This window comes from Streptacidiphilus melanogenes (genome assembly GCF_000787835.1).
Lineage (GTDB): Bacteria > Actinomycetota > Actinomycetes > Streptomycetales > Streptomycetaceae > Streptacidiphilus > Streptacidiphilus melanogenes.
On sequence record NZ_BBPP01000005.1, the window covers coordinates 87,714 to 105,255 of the forward strand.

Below are 17,542 nucleotides of genomic sequence, written 5' to 3' on the forward strand. Positions count from 1 at the left end.
CCGCTCACGCGCGCCCGCGGCCGACCCCGGTCGGCTACTTCTCTGCGTCACTCTCGTCCTTGGAGCCCTTGGCGCTCTTGGCGCTCTCGGAGTCCTTGGCTGCGACGGAGTTCTCGCTCTTCGCGTCCGTCTTCTCCTCCTTGGCGCCCTCCGTGACGGAGGAGCCGCCCGGCTCCGGCTCGGCGACGGCCACCCGCGCGGGGCGGATGATCCGGTCGCCGATCTTGTACCCGGGCTGGAGGATCTGCACGCACGTCGTCTCCTCGACGTCCGGCGAGTAGCTGTGCATCAGCGCCTCGTGCAGCTGGGGGTCGAAGATCTCCCCCTGCTTGCCGAACTGCTGGAGACCCAGCTTGGCGACGACCGTCTCCAGCGACTCGCCGACGGACTTGAAGCCGCCCGTCAGCTCGTCGTGGTCGCGGGCGCGGCCGATGTCGTCGAGGACGGGCAGGAGGTTCTCCAGGATCGCCGCGACAGCGATCTCACGGACCGTCACCCGGTCGCGCTCGACGCGCTTGCGGTAGTTCTGGTACTCCGCCTGGAGCCGCTGCAGGTCAGCGGTGCGCTCGGCCAGCTGCTTGCGCAGGTCGGCGACGGACTCGGTGCCCGCCTCCGTCTCCTCCGCCGCGGCCGCGGCCGCGGCGGGCTTGTCGCCCGCCGCGCCGCGGCCCTTGGCGGTCTTGCCGGAAGCGGCGCCGGGCTCCTCAGTGTTGCCCCGCGTCTCTTCCGTCACTTGGCACCGCCCTCGCGCTTCTCGTCGTCGACGATCTCGGCGTCCACGACGTCGTCCTCGACGTGGGCGTCGGCGTGCGGGGCGTCCTGCGGGCCGCCGGCCGCGGCCGCACCTTCGCCGGCCTGGGCGTACAGGGCCTGGCCGAGCTTCTGGGAGACGGTGGAGAGCTTCTCCGAGGCCTCGCGGATGGCCGCGCTGTCCTCGCCCTTCAGCTTCTCCTTGAGATCGGCGACGGCGGCGCCCACCTCGTCCTTGATGTCACCCGGGACCTTGTCCTCGTTGTCCTTGATGAACTTCTCGGTCGAGTAGACGAGCTGCTCGGCGGTGTTGCGGGTCTCCGCGGCCTCACGGCGACGGTGGTCGTCCTCCGCGAACTGCTCGGCCTCGCGCATCATCCGCTCGATGTCCTCCTTGGGGAGGGCCGAGCCGCCGGTGACGGCCATGCGCTGCTCCTTGCCGGTACCGAGGTCCTTGGCGGAGACGTGCATGATGCCGTTGGCGTCGATGTCGAAGGTGACCTCGATCTGCGGGACGCCGCGCGGCGCCGGCGGCAGACCGGTCAGCTCGAACATGCCGAGCTTCTTGTTGTACGCCGCGATCTCGCGCTCGCCCTGGTAGACCTGGATCTGCACGGACGGCTGGTTGTCCTCGGCCGTGGTGAAGATCTCGGAGCGCTTGGTCGGGATCGTGGTGTTGCGCTCGATCAGCTTGGTCATGATGCCGCCCTTGGTCTCGATGCCGAGGGACAGCGGGGTGACGTCGAGCAGCAGGACGTCCTTGACCTCGCCCTTGAGGACACCGGCCTGGAGGGACGCGCCGATGGCGACGACCTCGTCCGGGTTCACGCCCTTGTTGGGCTCCTTGCCGCCGGTCAGCTCGCGGACGAGCTCGGCGACGGCCGGCATACGGGTGGAGCCGCCGACCATGACCACGTGGTCGATCTCGGACAGCTGGATGCCGGCGTCCTTGATGACGTTGTGGAACGGGGTCTTGCAGCGGTCCAGCAGGTCCGAGGTCAGCTGCTGGAACTGGGAGCGGGTGAGCTTCTCGTCCAGGTGCAGCGGGCCCTCGGCGGAGGCCGTGATGTAGGGCAGGTTGATCGAGGTCTCGCTCGAGGACGACAGCTCGATCTTGGCCTTCTCCGCCGCCTCGCGCAGGCGCTGGAGGGCCATCTTGTCCTTGGACAGGTCGACGCCGTGGCCGTTCTGGAACTGCTTGACCAGGTGGTCCACGACCCGCTGGTCCCAGTCGTCACCACCGAGGTGGTTGTCACCGTTGGTGGCCTTCACCTCGACGACGCCGTCGCCGATCTCCAGCAGCGACACGTCGAACGTGCCACCACCGAGGTCGAAGACCAGAATGGTCTGGTCGTCCTTGTCGAGACCGTAGGCCAGGGCGGCGGCGGTCGGCTCGTTGACGATGCGCAGGACGTTGAGGCCCGCGATCTCACCGGCCTCCTTCGTCGCCTGACGCTCGGAGTCGTTGAAGTACGCCGGCACGGTGATCACCGCGTCGGCGACCTTCTCGCCCAGGTAGGACTCGGCGTCGCGCTTCAGCTTCTGCAGCACGAAGGCCGAGATCTGCTGCGGCGTGAAGTCCTTGCCGTCGATGTTGATCTTCCAGTCGGTGCCCATGTGGCGCTTCACCGAGCGGATGGTGCGGTCAACGTTGGTGACCGCCTGTCGCTTGGCGACCTCGCCGACGAGCACCTCGCCGTTCTTGGCGAAGGCGACGACGGACGGTGTGGTCCGGGCGCCCTCGGCGTTGGTGATGACGGTGGGCTCACCGCCTTCGAGGACGCTGACGACAGAGTTCGTCGTACCGAGGTCGATACCGACCGCACGAGCCATCGTGGAACCCTCCAAGAGAGGAAGTTGAGCTGAACAGACTCAAGAGTGCCTGACGCCTTCGGCTTCGTCAACAGACATGAGTGGGCACGACTCAACTTTATGTCGCCCCTACGCCGCATGGGCGGTGGTGCCGTATGTCACCCCTGCTTCAGCTGTGGATCGTGTACGCGAATCGCTACGCTCGGCATGAACTGAGATAAGTTACTAATGGGTAGTTGTCGCTCCGTGGTCCTTTGAGGAGCCCGCATGCAAATCGCCGCGATCATCGTGTCGCTGGTCCTGGCCGTGGTCGGCGTGGCGCTCTTCGCGCGCGCGTTCCTCCAGATCTACGGCTTCGTCCGGCTCGGTCAGAACGTGCCCGCCGGCTCGCGCACCAACGACTGGAAGGACCGAACGGTCACCGTCGTCCGCGAGTTCCTGGGCCACACCAGGATGAACCAGTGGGGCATCGTCGGTGTCGCCCACTGGTTCGTCGCCGTCGGCTTCTACACGCTGGTGCTGACCTTGGTGAACGCCTTCGGCCAGCTCTTCTCGGCCGACTTCACCCTCCCGATCATCGGCAAGTGGGCCCCCTACGAGGTCTTCACCGAGCTGATCGGCGTGCTGACCACGCTCGGCATCATCGTGCTGATCGTGATCCGCCAGCTCAGCAAGGCGAACAAGCCGGGCCGCAAGTCCCGCTTCGCGGGCTCCAACGCCGGCCAGGCCTACTTCGTCGAGTCGATCGTGCTGATCATCGGCCTCGCCATCCTGACCCTGCGCGGTCTGGAGGGCGTGCTCCGCGGCGTGCACTCCTACGAGGTCAACTTCCTCTTCTCCTACCCGCTGACGGCCGCCTTCCGGGGCCTGTCCACGGGCACGGTGGAGAACCTGGTCTACCTGGTCGCGATGATCAAGATCGCCACCTCGTTCATCTGGATGATCGTCGTCTCGCTCAACACCAACATGGGCGTCGCCTGGCACCGCTTCCTCGGCTTCCCGAACATCTGGTTCAAGCGCAACGCCAAGGGCGAGGTCGCGCTCGGCGCGCTGCTGCCGATGCACTCCGGCGGCCAGCCGATCGACTTCGAGGACCCGGCCGACGACGCCGTCTTCGGCGTCTCCCAGGTCGAGGAGTTCTCCTGGAAGGGCATCCTCGACTTCTCCACCTGCACCGAGTGTGGCCGCTGCCAGTCGCAGTGCCCGGCTTGGAACACCGGCAAGCCGCTCTCGCCGAAGCTGCTGATCATGAACCTGCGCGAGCACGCCTACGCCAAGGCGCCCTACCTGCTCGCTGGTGAGGACAAGTCGAACGTCCCGGCCGCCGCAGCCGCCGAGGCCGAGCGTCCGCTGATCGGCACCGCCGAGGAGAACGGCGTCATCGACCCGGACGTGCTGTGGTCCTGCACCACCTGCGGCGCCTGCGTCGAGCAGTGCCCGGTCGACATCGAGCACATCGACCACATCGTCGACATGCGCCGCTACCAGGTCATGATCGAGAGCAACTTCCCGACCGAGGCCGGGACGATGCTCAAGAACCTGGAGAACAAGGGCAACCCGTGGGGCCTGGCCACCAAGGCCCGCCTGGACTGGGTCAAGGAGCTCAAGAAGGAGACCGGCATCGAGGTGCCGGTCATCGGCGAGGACATCGACCCCGCCGAGGTCGAGTACCTCTACTGGGTCGGCTGCGCCGGCGCCCTGGAGGACCGGGCCAAGAAGACCACCAAGGCCTTCGCCGAGCTGCTGCACACCGCGGGCGTCAAGTTCGCCATCCTCGGCAAGGAGGAGACCTGCACCGGTGACTCCCCGCGCCGCCTGGGCAACGAGTTCCTGTTCCAGATGCTCGGCGCGCAGAACGTCGAGACGCTGAACGCGGCGCTGGAGGACGCGCCGGTCAAGCGGATCGTCGCCACCTGCCCGCACTGCTTCAACACCCTCGCCAACGAGTACCCGCAGCTGGGCGGCCACTTCGAGGTCATCCACCACACCCAGCTGCTGCAGCACCTGATCGACGAGGGCAAGCTGCTGCCGGTCAACCCCGTCGAGGGCCTGATCACCTACCACGACCCGTGCTACCTGGGCCGCCACAACAAGGTCTACACGCCGCCGCGCGAGATCATCGAGAAGGTTCCCGGGCTCCGCAACGAGGAGATGCACCGCCACAAGGAGCGCGGCTTCTGCTGCGGCGCCGGCGGCGCGCGGATGTGGATGGAGGAGCGCATCGGCAAGCGCATCAACACCGAGCGCGTGGACGAGGCGCTGTCGCTCAACCCCGACATCGTCTCCACCGCCTGCCCGTTCTGCCTGGTGATGCTCTCCGACTCGGTCAACGGCAAGAAGAACGAGGGCGCGGCCAAGGAGAACCTGCGCGTCGTGGACGTCGCCCAGCTGCTGCTGGAGTCGGTCAAGGCCGACCCGGCCGCGCCGGAGGCGGAGGCCGAGACGCCGGAGCCGGTCTCGTCCTGAGCCCGGAGCACTCCGCTCGCACCATGGACGGCCCCCGATCGCTTGCGCGGTCGGGGGCCGTCCATGTGTTCGTGATGGCTCGTTAGGATCTTCCCCATGAGTTACGGCGGTTATCAGCCCCCTCCCCCCGTTCGCCCTCCGGAGCCGGACTGGAACGCGCTTGCGGACCGGCACGACGAGGAGAAGCGGCGCAACCGCCTGCGCCTGATCGGCGGTGTCGGCGGGGCGTTCCTGCTCGGCGCGGTGGTCGGCGGGGCGGGGGTGAAGGCCGTGGACGGCGGCGGCGGCAGCACGCCCGTGGCGTCGGCGTCCCAGGCCCCCGTGCGCGCGTCCGCGTCGGCCGGCGCCGCACCGAGCGCGTCGGCGAGCGCGGCTCCCGCCGCCCCCGTCCTCAAGGACTCGCTCGGCGGGGTGCCGCTGACGTACGCCGGCGGCGCGCATGTGCGTCCGGGCAACGGCAGCAGGGTCTTGTGGCTGGACGGCTCCCCGGACGCCTACGCGACCGCTCCGGGGCCCGTGGTGGACACCGCCCACAGCTTCACCGTCTCCGCGTGGGTGCTGCTGAAGCAGGCCCAGGGAGCGGCCATGGTGCTCAGTCAGGGGGCGGGCGGTTACTACACCTTCGCGCTCGGCCGCGACTACTGGCCCGGCCACCACGGCTGGGTCTTCAAGGTCCAGACGCGGGCGGGCAATTCGGACGCGTACACGCGTGCCGCCTACAGCCCCGGCGAGGCGAAGCTCGACTCCTGGGTCTTCCTGACCGGGACGTACGACGCCGGTCACCACACCCTCGACCTGTACGTGAACGGCAAGCTCGCCGACACGAGCCCGGCGCCGGGCATCTGGCAGAACGACGGGGCCCTCCAGCTCGGCCGGATCCGCTACAAGAACGTGTGGGGCAACAACTGGGACGGGGCCGTCGCCCACGTCCAGATCTGGGACCAGGCGCTGAGTGCGAGCCAGGTGGCGGCGGCCGTGCACGACGCCTCCGGCGTGAAGCCGGTGCACTCCTGGTTGGTCAACTGAAGGTCCGGACACGCCGTCCCGCCCGTGTCACAGCTCTGTTCCGGGTGATCACATGATCGTTCGGCCGTCGCGCGGGCGGGTACCGTCGGATTGTGCGTCTACGAGGAATGAAGATCGGCGGGGGCGATCGCCGGCCGCAGGCCGAGCCCGCCACGCAGCCGGTCGCGGTCGATCCGGCCGACGAGCGCGGCCACACCCGCGCCTTCACCGTGCCCGAGATGCCGGCGGCCGGGTACGAAGGCTACGGCCCGAACGGCGGCTACGACGGCTACGAGGGGCAGGAGTCGGACGAGCACGTCGCCGTCTACCGCGCCGGGCAGCCGCATCCGCAGGTCGGCTCGGAGCGGCTGCCGTGGCGGGAGCTGCTGCGCGGAATCCTGCGGCACCCGACCCGGACGTTCGCGCAGATGCGCACCCACCAGGCGTGGGGCCCGGCAGTGACCGTCTCCGCGGTCTACGGCCTGCTGGCCGGCTTCGCGTTCGGCGGCACCAGTGACGACGTGCTGCACTCGACCTTCACCGTCGCCCTGATGATCCTGTTCAGCAGCGCCGTCGGCTTCGTCCTGTGCGGGCTGATGCTCGGGTCCGTCACCCACGCGCTGGCCCGTCGTCTCGGCGGCGACGGCGCCTTCGCGCCGACGGTCACCCTGGCCATGCTGATCTCCTGGCTCACGGACGTGCCGCGGCTGGTGCTGGCGGTCTTCCTGGGCACCGGCAACGGCGTGGTGCAGCTGCTCGGCTGGGCGACCTGGGCGCTCTGCGCGTGGCTGCTGGCGGCCATGGTCCGGCAGCTGCACGACCTGCCCTGGGGCAAGGCGCTGACGGCGGGCGCACTGCAGCTGGTCATGCTGCTGGTGCTGATCAAGCTGCCGACCCTGGGCTGAGGCCGGAGCCGCCCGGTCGGCGGGGTTTGTTGTTCAATGGTCGGCAGACCCTCGATCGTTCGATCGCACGGCGGCGACCCCGTCCGTGCGGCCGCGACCGTGCCGACGTACCCGACCGTGCAACGGAGCCCGCTCATGACCGCGCCGTCCCTTCCCGCCGCCTCCACCCAGGTGACCTTCCCCGCCGGAGGCGTGGCGGACCGGTCCACGGTCGTGGCCTGCTTCCCGCTGCCCGACGGCCGCCACGGCGTCGTGGTCGAGCGAACGCCGTTCCACCCGCTCGACCACACCTGGCCCGACCAGCCCGCCGACACCGGCACGCTCGGCGGCCGGGCCGTCCTGGACTGCGTCACCGGCGGGGTCGGCCCCGAGGGCGAGTTCGCGCTCGGTGCGGACATCCCCGTGCGACGCGGCGACGACGACTGGGCCTGGCTGGTCGTCCACGTGATCGCCGAGCCCGTCGCGGTGGGCGAGGAGGTCGAGCTGCTGGTCGACGCCGACCGCAGGGCGGCGCTGAGCGCCTCCCACACCGGTTGCCACCTGCTGGCGCTGGCCCTGAACGCGGCGCTGGCACCGCGCTGGCGCAAGGACCCGGGCCGCAGCGACTCGCACGGCAACCCGGACTTCGACTCCCTGGCGATGGACACCTCGCGGATGGACACCGCCGCGAGCTACGACGTGTACCGGATCGGCAAGTCGCTGCGGAAGAAGGGCTTCACGGCGGAGGGCCTCGCCGAGGACCTCCCGGCGATCACCGAGGCGGTCAACGCGCGTCTGGCCGCCTGGGTCGCGGCCGACTCCTCCGTCCGCATCGAGGCCCCCGGCCCGGAGCTCACCGCCCGCCGCGAGTGGCACGCGGAACTGCCCGAGGGCCACGCCTCGATCTTCTGCGGCGGCACCCACCTGCACCACCTCGGCGAGCTCGCCGCCCTGAGCGCGGAGCTCCGCCTGAACGAGGACGGCACCGAGCTGACCGTCACCACCACGCCGAAGCGGGCCTGAGGCGTCGGCCGTTCCGGTGCTCGGACCTTCGTCAGACCTTCGTGCGGTGGAAGTTCATGTAGGACCGGGACGGGGTCGGACCACGCTGGCCGAGGTAGCGCGAACCGTAGCGCTCGGACCCGTACGGGAACTCGGCCGGCGAGGTCAGCCGGAACATGCACAGCTGGCCGATCTTCATGCCCGGGTAGAGCTTGATCGGCAGCGTGGCGACGTTCGACAGCTCGAGCGTCACGTGGCCGCTGAACCCCGGGTCGATGAAGCCGGCGGTGGAGTGCGTCAGCAGGCCGAGCCGGCCGAGGCTGGACTTGCCCTCCAGGCGCGACGCGATGTCGTCCGGCAGCGTCACCACCTCGTAGGTGGAGGCCAGCGCGAACTCGCCGGGGTGCAGGATGAACGGCTCGTCCCCGTCCGGCTCGACGAGCCGGGTCAGGTCGGGCTGCTCGACCGCCGGGTCGATGTGGGGGTACTTGTGGTTCTCGAAGACCCGGAAGAGCCGGTCGAGACGCACGTCGATGCTGGACGGCTGGATCATCTCCGGGTCGAAGGGGTCGATGACCACCCGACCGGACTCGATCTCGTTCCGGATGTCCTTGTCTGAGAGCAGCACGGGTCGAGACTACGTGCATGGCAGGACCCCCGCCCAATCCGGCACGGGGGTCCGTTTCTCGTTTCTCCCTCTCGCTACGCGAGGAAGTCCACAGCCTCCCGCCGCAGCGCCCGCGTGATCTGCTCCGTCGACAGCACCGCCAGGTCCGCGGGTACCGCGCTGCGCAGTCGTGCGCACTGAGGACACCGCATCAGCCGTCCAGGGCCGATCCGTGCGGGTCGCAGATTCTGCAGCGGGAAACTCGCGGTGCTGAACAGGTGCCCTTCGGCACAACGGACGACAGTGCGCTCCATTGCATCCTCTCCCCAAGCCGTAGGCCAGCCATGCCACATTAGGGGATCTTCCGGACATACCGCCCACAGGCTCGCCGACCCGTCCCCCGGCCGCCCAGGGCGTCACAGTACGCCCACGGCACACGGGGACACCACCGCTGCACGTGAGGTGCACGATGGGGTAGAGTGAAGATGGATCGGCCGTTTCTGACGGGTGATCAGGCGGGCGTAGTTTAATGGTAGAACATGAGCTTCCCAAGCTTAGAGCGCGAGTTCGATTCTCGTCGCCCGCTCCAGCAGTAAAGGCCCAGGTCAGGGACATGATCCCTACCCTGGGCCCTTGTCGTTCCAGGGCTCGTTTCCGCCCCGTCGGTTCATTGGTCGGAGCGTTAGACTCCCCCGCGAAAACGGAGATCCTGGGGGTTTTCTTGCGCACCACCCGTGCGGCGTTGCTCGCGCTGTTGCTCGTGCTCTGCGCGGGCTGCACCCAGTCCGCGGACGGGGCGGCTCGGGGCGCGGGCGGCACATGGGGCGCCGGGCCCACGGCCGGTGCGACGGTGGCGAAGCCGGACGTGCCGACGGTGGCGCAGCTGCTGCATCCCGACGGGGACTACTTCGGCGTGAGCACCGTGGGCTCACCGCAGCCGCAGGAGACGGCGTCCGTGGTCGCCGCGGCCGGGCAGCATCCGACGATCCTGGAGTACTTCCGGAACTGGACCCAGCCGTTCGACGCCGACGCCGTACGGGAGAGCTGGCACGAGGGCGCCGTGCCGCTGCTGACGTGGGAACCCGCGTCGCAGTCCAAGGCCGCGGACCAGCCGCAGTACGCGCTCAAGCGGATCGCCGACGGCGCGTTCGACACCTACGTCACCCAGTACGCCCTGGCGGTGAAGGCCGTCGGACTCCCCGTCATCATCCGTTTCGCGCACGAGATGAACGGCAACTGGTACCCCTGGTCCGAGCAGAACAGCGGGAACGCGCCCGGCGACTACGTCAGGGCGTGGCGCCACGTGCACGACGTCTTCACCAACGCCGGTGTCACCAACGCGATCTGGCTGTGGAGCCCGAACACCGTCCGGGGAACCCCGGAGCAGTCGGTGCAGCCGTACTTCCCGGGTGTCGACTACGTCGACATGGTCGGCGTCGACGCGTACGGATTCGGGGAGAAGACCGCGCAGGAGGTGCTCGACCCGACGGTGGTGCAGTTGCAGGCGCTCACCCGCAAGCCGATCCTGATCGCCGAAACGGGGGCCCAGCCCGGTGCGGAGCAGGCGGGGTGGACGGCCAGTCTGTTCACCTGGCTGCACCGGCATCCGCAGGTCGTCGGGTTCGTCTGGTTCGAGCACAGCGTCGCCGAAGGCGCCTGGCACGACTACCGCTTCACCGTCGATCCGGCGACGGAGGCCGCGTTCCGGGCGGGCCTGGCAGGGATGACGCTGCGCTCGTGGCCGGTGGCCTCGGTACTGCCCTCGGCCGCCGCGTCGAGCGGCTGAGGGCGGCACCGGGCGTCAGCGCTTGGCCGCGGTACGGGCTTTCTTGACCGTCGGGGGCTTCACCGTCGGGGGCTTGACCCTCGCCGGGCGGCGCTCCAGCAGCACCACCCGCAGTTCCCCGGTGAAACGCTGCTCGGACACCACCCGGAACTGCTGTGTCAGCACCGCCCGTTGCTTGTCCGGCAAGCCGTCGTAGAACGACGCGGTGGTGGAGGTGGAGACCAGCCAGATCCGCTGCACCCCGACCGCACAGGTGGCCGGAACCGCGCACGGCTTGCCCTCGTACGTTCCCGAGGCGGCCGGGGACTGCGCCAGGAAGACGTCCGAGGGCTGCGCGCTCGACCCGCGCATGGCGTAGGCCATGGTGCGGATCGGCACCCCGCGGGTGCCGGCGAAGGCGACCCCGTCGCCCGGTTGCTGGTGGTGCAGCAGCCACGCGGCCGCGCTCTGGAAGTCCGGCTGACCCGCGAGTGGGTTGACCCGCACCGCGCGCTGGTCCGGCAGGCAGACCGCGACCAGCGCCCCGACCAGCGCCACCCCGGCGACCAACTGGCGGGCGACCAGGCCCTTCCGTCGCGGACCGGCCAGCCCGGCCAGCCCGCAGACGCCCACGGCGGCGAGCAACGCCCAGGCGGGCAGGGTGAAGAGCAGGTACCGCGGCAGGAACAGGTTCAGCACCGAACGCGACAGGAAGAGCAGCACCGGTGGCACCAGCGCCCAGGTCAGCAGCACGAAGGAGTACCGCCGCGCGAAGAGCAGGCCGAGCAGCGCCGCACCGACGGTGACGTACATCCCGTCGGTGGACAGGAAGAACTGGCCGGGGAACTGCGGGAGATCCTTCAGATCGGTGGAGATCCAGGAGACCTGCGCGGACTGGCCGTGCCCGAGCAGCGCGATCAGCAGCACCGGGACCACGCAGAAGCCGACCACCGCCGCCCACGCGCCCCAGCGCTTCCTCGCCACCACCAGGACCAGCACCAGATGGGCCGCCAGGACGAGCGCGGCGACCAGATGGAACATGCCCGTGAACGGCAGGGACAGCGCGTAGCCGCCCCAGCGGTCCGCCCGGGGGTCGTCGAGCGCCCGGTACAGCAGCAGCGTCGCCGCGAGCACGGCCAGTACGGTGAGGGCGTAGGGACGTGCCTCCTGTCCGTACCGGCTGGTCGCCGGGAGCACCGCGAAGATCAGCCCCGCCACCATGCCGACCCGGGAGTTGAACATCCGGCGGCCCAGCAGCGCGAGCAGTCCGGCCGAGAGGCCCATGGCCGCGAGCGAGGGGATCCGCAGGGCCACCACCGAGGTGCCGGCGACCGAGATCCACAGGTGCATCAGCGCGTAGTACGGCGCCAGCACGATGTCGATGTTGCCGAGCAGGTGCAGCAGTTGGGACCAGGAGAGGGTGGCCGCCCACCAGGAGGCCGACTCGTCCTGCCACAGCTGCCGGTGCCCGAGCTGGTAGCCGGCGACCACCAGGGTGACCGCCGAGGGGACGAGCAGCAGCGCGGCGGTGCGCCAGGCGCGGGCGGCGCCGCCGGTGGCGCCCCGGTCCTCGGCGTCGTTCTCGTCGAGCGGCTCCGGCTCCGGCTCCGACTCCGAGACCGGGTAGAGCGGCTCCTCCTCCGGGTGGGTCCACATGTACTCGTCGCCGGCCATGGAGCCCGCGGAGCTCTCGGTGCCGATGGCGAGGTAGGGGTCCTGCGCCGGCGCCTCGGACGCGTACCCGGCAGCGGGGGCGGGCCGTGCGGCGTACTCGCGCTGCTGCACCGGTTGCGACTGAGGTGGGATCTGGTGCGCACGGGCGGGGGTGAACCACCCGTCCTCGGACTCGGGGGTCATCGGGTGCTCCCGCTCGAAGGTTGGGTGAGGCTGCCCAGCCCGGTGACCAGCGGCGCTGTGCTGATGCCGGCCTGGAACGCGTCCTCGCTCCGCGGGTCGCCGTCGAAGCGCCAGTCGGACAGGGCTCCCGAGTTCTTGTTCTTCTCGGTCCACACGAAGCCGATGACGTCGCGGTTCTGCTTCAGCCACGGGAAGAAGGACTGCACCCAGGAGACCTTGTCGTGGTCCGGCTCGGCGCCGGTCTCGGTGATCAGGATCGGCTTCCTGGTCAGCGCCCGGACCTGGCGCAGCGTCGGGTCGAAGGTCGTCGCGGGCGTGCTCTCGCGCACGCCGTAGCCGGTCAGGCCGACCCAGTCCACGTACGCGTCACCGGGGTAGAGGCTGCTCAGCTTCGTGTGCGGCACCGGCCGGATGATGTTCGGGCTCCACACCCAGATGACGTTGGTGGCCCCGGCCTTCTCGAACAGGTCGTGGACGTGCCGCCAGGCGGCGACGTACTGGCCTGCCTTGTTGCCGTTGGTCTTCTCCGACCACGGGTACCAACCGCCGTTCATCTCGTGCGCGAAGCGCAGCGCGACAGGCCACTTCGCGGCGGCGACGCCTTGGGCGAAAGCGGTGATGTACGAGTCGAAGGAGCCGTCGATGATGTTCGCCAACCGGTACTTGGGCTGGTCCGCGTTGTTCTTGGGGACCTGGCCGACCCCGATGTTGTTCTCCTGGCCGCCGGCCCAGGGCTCCCACGAGATCACCGGCAGCGTGCCGTGGTCGTAGGCAGAGGTGAGCATCGCGGGCCGGAAGGACTGGGTCCAGTTGACGAAGAACTCCGTCATCGTGGGACGTACCCCACCGGCCGCCGCGGCCACGGCGGAGACCTCGCTCGAGCTGTACGGCGCGCCCGGCGTCGCCGCCCCGAAGTAGACGCCCTTGGGGTCGAGGAAGAGGGACTTGTCGGGGACCGTGTTCCGGGGCTTGGCTCCGCCCCCGCCGAGGCGCCCGAGCAGTCCGGGCGCGGTGGGAGTGACGCCGAGACCGGCGAAGGACGTCCCCTCCGCCTTGGTCTGGACGGCGGCGTAGACGCCGTAGCTGATGGTGGCCAGCAGCAGCACGTTGACCGCCATCCAGATCCGGAGCCGGATGCCGCTGCCCCGGTTCCACCAGTGCAGTCGCTTGGTACGGCGTTGGACGGACCTAGACACTCATCATCACCGACCCTGCCAGCATGACGGCTCCGATCACATAGGGCACGAGAACGAGCGGGCTGTGGCTCTTCTCACCGGCGAAGCTGTCCTTCCGGGTGCCCCAACTCGCGTTGTGCGCGCAGCGGAAGAAACCGAGCAGGCGCACCGGGAGCAGCAGCAGCGTGTTGATGAGCATGAAGGTCGGCAGGAACAGCAGGTCCTGCGGCCGGTAGGCGAAGTGGCGGCCGAAGCGGATGGCGATCGACAGCAGCGACATCACGGTCGCCAGCACGACGACGAGCACCAGGGACCTGGTCGGGTCGCCGGGCAGGGGCAGGGCGTTGTAGATGCCGGGCCGGGACCGGTGGAAGGCCGCGGCCACCCAGGAGCCGAAGGTGCCGAGCAGGACGAAGGGCACGGCGATGTCGGTCAGGTAGAACAGGCAGAGCACCTTCGCGTGCCGCAGCATCCAGGGCAGCATCCGCAGCGTGTTGTACTGCGAGCCGCGTGCCCAGCGGTACTGCTGCTTGGCGAGTTTGGTCACGCGCAACGGAGCGTCGGTGTAGACCAGGGAGGTGGACTGGTAAACGGTCCGGTATCCGCGCTTCAACGTGTAGTTGGTCAGCGTTCTGTCATCGCTCACCTCGAGGAAGACGCCGAGGAACTTCTCGGACAGGAAATCGTCGAGGCAGTCGAAGAGAATGCTGCTGCGAAAGGCGATGGTGCGGCCGGGCAGGCAGCCGACGGTGCCGAGGACGCTCATCGCGGGCATCGAGTACTGGCATCGGACGCTCTCGAGCCAGTCGGCCCAGCGCGTCAGCACGGCGCGACTCGGCTCGAGAATGCGCTGACGGGTGGTCACCCCGCCCACCTCGGCGTCGCGGAAGGGCTTGATGAGCTCGCTCAGGGTGTTGTCGGTCCAGATGGTGTCGGAGTCGACGAGGACGGCGATCTCGCCGCTTGACTCCTCGAGGCCGATCTTCAGTGCGTTGCGTTTGCCCGGGATCTCCGTCCAGACCCAGTGCACGCCGACGTCCGCGCAGATTTTCTCGAGCACGGGATTGCGGCGCCCGTTGATGACCACGATGATCTCGGTCGGACGCTGGATCAGGATCCGCCGCAGCACGTCGCGGAAGAGCTCCTCCGGCTCGTCGACCACCGGAATGATCACGGATGTGGTCGCGGAGTACGGCCGCTTCCACGGCTTGTATCGGCGTGCCAGCACGATCCTGACGACCCATAGAAACCAGATGAGTGCCATGAACAGGGCAAACGGGTAGACCGAGCCGTCGGTCCACCACCTGCCGAGTTCGAGCAGGAAGGCCAGCATGTCCGTCCGTTCTTGCCTGCGGCTGACCGCATTGAGTCCGAAGCCGCGACCGGCGGCACCAGAGGATGGTATGACGGTGACGTGTGGCAAACTTGGACAAATACGTGCAGAACAACGGTCATTCAGCGAACTGTTATGCATCGGTGATGAAGGGTCAGTACTCGATTTCGGAATGAAGTTGGTGGGACCAGGACCCCTGCCGCTCTTTCCTGTCAATTCCGCTCCGACGCGGACAGTCCGTCAGAACACGAGCCAGGAACGGCCGTCGGGCACGGCGGCGGCGCGCGCTCGCTGACGGGTCCGGATGTGTGGCCCGATCGCTCCCCGACCGCCTCCATCAAGGGCGGGATCAGTCAGACTCGTCCTGGCACCGAAAGTCATCGATGGAGGAACCCGCCATGTCCGAAGCCTCGTCAGGCTCGTCCTCTCCGCAGGACCCGCGGCTCTACCCGCAGCAGCCGCCGGTGCCGGCGCAGCCTCAGCCCGTACAGCCTCAGCCGGTGCAGCCTCAGCCCGTCCCGCCGCCGGCGCCGCCGCAGCAGTACGTGCAGCCCGCGCCGCAGCAGCCGATACCCACGCAGCGGGTCCAGCCGGCGACTCCCGCCCAGCCCTCGCCGCACAGCGCCCCGACACAGGCGGGCGCCCCGGCACAGCAGTTCGGCGCGCCCGGCTACGGCTACCCGCAGCCGCAGCAGCCCACCAACCCGCCTCCGCAGCAGATGTACGCGGCCCCGCAGGGCGGGCCTGGCGGGCAGGGGGAGCCGGACTGGGCCGGCATGGCCGCCGACTACGAGCGCAACGGCCGGCGCAAGCGGCGGATGATCCTCTCCGGGGCGCTCGTCGCGAGCCTGGCCGTGATCGGCGGTGTGGTCTGGTTCGGCCTCTCCGGCTCCAAGGGCCACACCAACGCCGGTCCGTCCACCTCGCCCGCCCCCGTGGCCTCGGCGAGTCCGTCCGCCCCGGCCACGGCCTCGTCCGACCCCTCGCCCAGCCACACGCCCCCGCTCGCCCCGGCCGACGTCTTCGCCAAGAAGACGCTGACGATCGACGGCAAGACCTTCACGAGGACCGAGGACGAGAACACCGACCCGTGCTGGAAGGCCAGCATGGACGGGCTCGGCACCGTGCTCACCAAGAACGGGTGCGCCCAGGTGCTGCGGGGCACCTACGCCTCGGGCAACCACGCGGTCACCGTGGCGGTGGTGGTCTTCCACAGCAAGTCCGACGCGCAGGCCGCGGGCGCCGCGTTCACCGGCAAGGTGACGCCGCTCTACGGCGACAACGTGGACTCGTTCTGCGTCGGCAAGGCGGGCTGTGCCGTGACGCACGCGGTCAGCGGCCGGTTCCTGTACCTCGCCGAGTCCGGGCTGACCGGCGCCTCGGCGAGCACGCCGGACGCCCTGGCGAACACCGCCGGGCACGCCGCCGCAAGCTACGTGCTCAGTTCGCTGCTCAAGATCGAACAGAACAGCTGACCGGACGGCCGCGGCCGGGGCGCGTCGATGCCCCGGCGGCGGCCCTGCGCTTCGGCCGGTGCCCGGGTCAGGGGCGGCCGAGGGGGCGGACGGTCCAGCCGGCCGCGCGCCAGGCGGTGGTGTCCAGGGCGTTGCGGCCGTCGATGAGCCGGGGTGTGGCCACGACCTCGGCGACCGCCTTGGGGTCCAGGGCGCGGTACTCCGCCCACTCGGTCAGGTGGACGACCAGATCCGCGTCCTGGGCCGCCTCCAACGCCCCGGTGGCGTAGTCGAGTTCCGGGTGGCGCTTGCGCGCGTTGTCCAGCGCCTTGGGGTCGTGGACGCTCACCAGCGCGCCGCGGCGACGCAGGCGCGCGGCGACGTCCAGTGCGGGCGAGTCGCGGATGTCGTCCGACTCCGGCTTGAACGCGGCGCCCCAGACGGCCACCCGGCACCCCGACAGCTCGTCGCCGCAGAGCTCCTCGGCGAGCGCGACCACGCGGTCGCGGCGGCGGAGGTTGATCGCGTCGACCTCGCCGAGGAAGGCGAGGGCCGGGCCCGCGCCCAACTCCTCGGCTCGGGCCCGGAACGCCCGGATGTCCTTGGGCAGGCAGCCGCCGCCGAAGCCGACGCCGGCGTTCAGGAACCGGCCGCCGATGCGGGTGTCGAAGGAGAGCGCCCGGGAGAGCTCGGTGACGTCGGCGTCGGTCGCCTCGCAGACCTCGGCCATGGCGTTGATGAACGAGATCTTGGTGGCCAGGAAGGCGTTGGCTGCGGTCTTCACCAGCTCGGCGGTCGGGAAGTCGGTGACGACGACCGGCACCCCCTCGGCGAGCGGCGTCGCGTAGACCTCGCGCAGCAGCGACTCCGTCTCGGGCGTGGCCGGGTCGATGCCGAAGACCAGCCGGTCCGGGCGGAGCGTGTCCTCCACCGCATAGCCCTCGCGCAGGAATTCGGGGTTCCAGGCGAGCCGGGCGGCCGCCCCCGCGGGCGCGAGTTCGGCGAGCCGCGCGGAGAGCCTGGCCGCGGTCCCGACCGGGACCGTGGACTTGCCGACGACGAGCGCCGGGCGCTCCAGGAAGGGAGCCAGGGTCTCCACGACGGCGTCGACGTAGCGCAGGTCCGCGCCGTCGCCGTCCGCGCGCTGCGGGGTGCCCACGCAGGAGAAGTGGACGTCGGCGAAGGCCGCGGCCTCCTCGTAGGAGGTGGTGAAGCGCAGCCGGCCGGATGCGACGTGCTTGGCGACGAGCTCGTCCAGCCCCGGCTCGTAGAAGGGGAGTCGGCCGGAGCGGAGGGCGGCGATCCGGTCGGGCTCGACGTCGACGCCGAGGACCTCGTGTCCCAGTTCCGCCATGCACGCCGCGTGGGTGGCGCCCAGGTAGCCGGTGCCGATCACCGTGAGCCGCATGCGACAGGTCCTTCACAGCTCGAT

14 protein-coding genes and 1 tRNA gene are annotated in these 17,542 nt (G+C 69.8%); 7 read left to right on the forward strand and 8 right to left on the reverse strand.

What is annotated here, in order from left to right:
• Positions 1 to 34: 34 nt before the first annotated feature.
• On the reverse strand, positions 35 to 733 hold the full coding sequence (grpE, locus tag TR49_RS07830; RefSeq protein WP_042378685.1) for a nucleotide exchange factor GrpE: 699 nt from the start codon (positions 731 to 733) through the stop codon (positions 35 to 37).
• Positions 730 to 2,583, reverse strand: coding sequence for a molecular chaperone DnaK (gene dnaK / locus TR49_RS07835; protein ID WP_042378686.1), 1,854 nt, complete (start codon positions 2,581 to 2,583; stop codon positions 730 to 732). The genes grpE and dnaK overlap by 4 nt, the downstream gene beginning before the upstream one ends.
• 246 nt (positions 2,584 to 2,829) lie before the next feature.
• Here dnaK and TR49_RS07840 point away from each other — a divergent pair, with 246 nt between their 5' ends.
• From TR49_RS07840 to TR49_RS07855, 4 genes are all read left to right on the forward strand, one after another.
• Positions 2,830 to 5,028, forward strand: coding sequence for a (Fe-S)-binding protein (locus TR49_RS07840; protein ID WP_042378688.1), 2,199 nt, complete (start codon positions 2,830 to 2,832; stop codon positions 5,026 to 5,028).
• 96 nt (positions 5,029 to 5,124) lie between these two features.
• Positions 5,125 to 6,054 (forward strand): LamG domain-containing protein, encoded by a 930-nt coding sequence (locus TR49_RS07845; RefSeq protein ID WP_042378690.1) that lies wholly within the window; start codon positions 5,125 to 5,127, stop codon positions 6,052 to 6,054.
• A gap of 92 nt (positions 6,055 to 6,146) precedes the next feature.
• Positions 6,147 to 6,938, forward strand: a complete 792-nt coding sequence (locus tag TR49_RS07850; protein ID WP_152627119.1) for a Yip1 family protein — start codon at positions 6,147 to 6,149, stop codon at positions 6,936 to 6,938.
• Between the two features lie 135 nt (positions 6,939 to 7,073).
• The gene (locus tag TR49_RS07855; protein ID WP_042379082.1) at positions 7,074 to 7,940 is read left to right on the forward strand and encodes an alanyl-tRNA editing protein; all 867 of its coding nucleotides are present in this window, start codon (positions 7,074 to 7,076) and stop codon (positions 7,938 to 7,940) included.
• A 31-nt stretch (positions 7,941 to 7,971) separates the two neighbouring features.
• Here TR49_RS07855 and dcd read toward each other — a convergent pair whose 3' ends face one another.
• Both dcd and TR49_RS45350 read right to left on the reverse strand, forming a co-directional pair.
• A complete protein-coding gene (dcd, locus tag TR49_RS07860; RefSeq protein WP_042378691.1) occupies positions 7,972 to 8,547 on the reverse strand; it encodes a dCTP deaminase in 576 nt (191 codons plus the stop codon).
• Positions 8,548 to 8,621: 74 nt separating this feature from the next.
• A complete protein-coding gene (locus TR49_RS45350; protein WP_042416094.1) occupies positions 8,622 to 8,840 on the reverse strand; it encodes a hypothetical protein in 219 nt (72 codons plus the stop codon).
• 201 nt (positions 8,841 to 9,041) lie between these two features.
• On the opposite strand from TR49_RS45350, the gene TR49_RS07865 reads away from it, so the two are divergent.
• Together TR49_RS07865 and TR49_RS07870 are read left to right on the forward strand one after the other, a co-directional pair.
• A tRNA-Gly gene (locus tag TR49_RS07865) sits at positions 9,042 to 9,115 on the forward strand.
• Positions 9,116 to 9,247: 132 nt separating this feature from the next.
• Positions 9,248 to 10,312 (forward strand): glycoside hydrolase family 26 protein, encoded by a 1,065-nt coding sequence (locus TR49_RS07870; protein WP_052434099.1) that lies wholly within the window; start codon positions 9,248 to 9,250, stop codon positions 10,310 to 10,312.
• Positions 10,313 to 10,327: 15 nt separating this feature from the next.
• On the opposite strand, the gene TR49_RS07875 is transcribed toward TR49_RS07870, so the two are convergent.
• From TR49_RS07875 to TR49_RS07885, 3 genes are read right to left on the reverse strand one after another with little or no spacing between them, the layout of a single operon-like run.
• Positions 10,328 to 12,148, reverse strand: a complete 1,821-nt coding sequence (locus TR49_RS07875) for a glycosyltransferase family 39 protein (RefSeq protein WP_052434100.1) — start codon at positions 12,146 to 12,148, stop codon at positions 10,328 to 10,330.
• Positions 12,145 to 13,344 (reverse strand): glycoside hydrolase family 26 protein, encoded by a 1,200-nt coding sequence (locus TR49_RS07880; protein WP_201776163.1) that lies wholly within the window; start codon positions 13,342 to 13,344, stop codon positions 12,145 to 12,147. Before TR49_RS07880 ends, TR49_RS07875 begins: the two co-directional genes overlap by 4 nt.
• Positions 13,337 to 14,656, reverse strand: coding sequence for a glycosyltransferase family 2 protein (locus tag TR49_RS07885; RefSeq protein WP_042378692.1), 1,320 nt, complete (start codon positions 14,654 to 14,656; stop codon positions 13,337 to 13,339). The genes TR49_RS07880 and TR49_RS07885 overlap by 8 nt, the downstream gene beginning before the upstream one ends.
• A 500-nt stretch (positions 14,657 to 15,156) precedes the next feature.
• Between TR49_RS07885 and TR49_RS07890 the strand changes: the two genes are divergently transcribed.
• Positions 15,157 to 16,131, forward strand: a complete 975-nt coding sequence (locus TR49_RS07890) for a hypothetical protein (RefSeq protein WP_152627120.1) — start codon at positions 15,157 to 15,159, stop codon at positions 16,129 to 16,131.
• 67 nt (positions 16,132 to 16,198) lie between these two features.
• Here TR49_RS07890 and TR49_RS07895 read toward each other — a convergent pair whose 3' ends face one another.
• Positions 16,199 to 17,518: a UDP-glucose dehydrogenase family protein gene (locus TR49_RS07895; RefSeq protein WP_042378695.1), complete on the reverse strand. Its 1,320-nt coding sequence runs from the start codon at positions 17,516 to 17,518 to the stop codon at positions 16,199 to 16,201.
• Positions 17,519 to 17,542: the final 24 nt, after the last annotated feature.

Excerpts from the sequence above, each read along its gene's own strand:
- TR49_RS07840 (WP_042378688.1), top strand. The coding sequence starts at position 2,830 with ATGCAAATCGCCGCGATCATCGTGTCGCTGGTCCTGGCCGTGGTCGGC.
- dnaK (WP_042378686.1), bottom strand. The coding sequence starts at position 2,583 with ATGGCTCGTGCGGTCGGTATCGACCTCGGTACGACGAACTCTGTCGTC.
- TR49_RS07845 (WP_042378690.1), top strand. The coding sequence starts at position 5,125 with ATGAGTTACGGCGGTTATCAGCCCCCTCCCCCCGTTCGCCCTCCGGAG.
- TR49_RS07855 (WP_042379082.1), top strand. The coding sequence starts at position 7,074 with ATGACCGCGCCGTCCCTTCCCGCCGCCTCCACCCAGGTGACCTTCCCC.
- TR49_RS07895 (WP_042378695.1), bottom strand. The coding sequence starts at position 17,518 with ATGCGGCTCACGGTGATCGGCACCGGCTACCTGGGCGCCACCCACGCG.
- TR49_RS45350 (WP_042416094.1), bottom strand. The coding sequence starts at position 8,840 with ATGGAGCGCACTGTCGTCCGTTGTGCCGAAGGGCACCTGTTCAGCACC.
- TR49_RS07875 (WP_052434100.1), bottom strand. The coding sequence starts at position 12,148 with ATGACCCCCGAGTCCGAGGACGGGTGGTTCACCCCCGCCCGTGCGCAC.
- TR49_RS07885 (WP_042378692.1), bottom strand. The coding sequence starts at position 14,656 with ATGCTGGCCTTCCTGCTCGAACTCGGCAGGTGGTGGACCGACGGCTCG.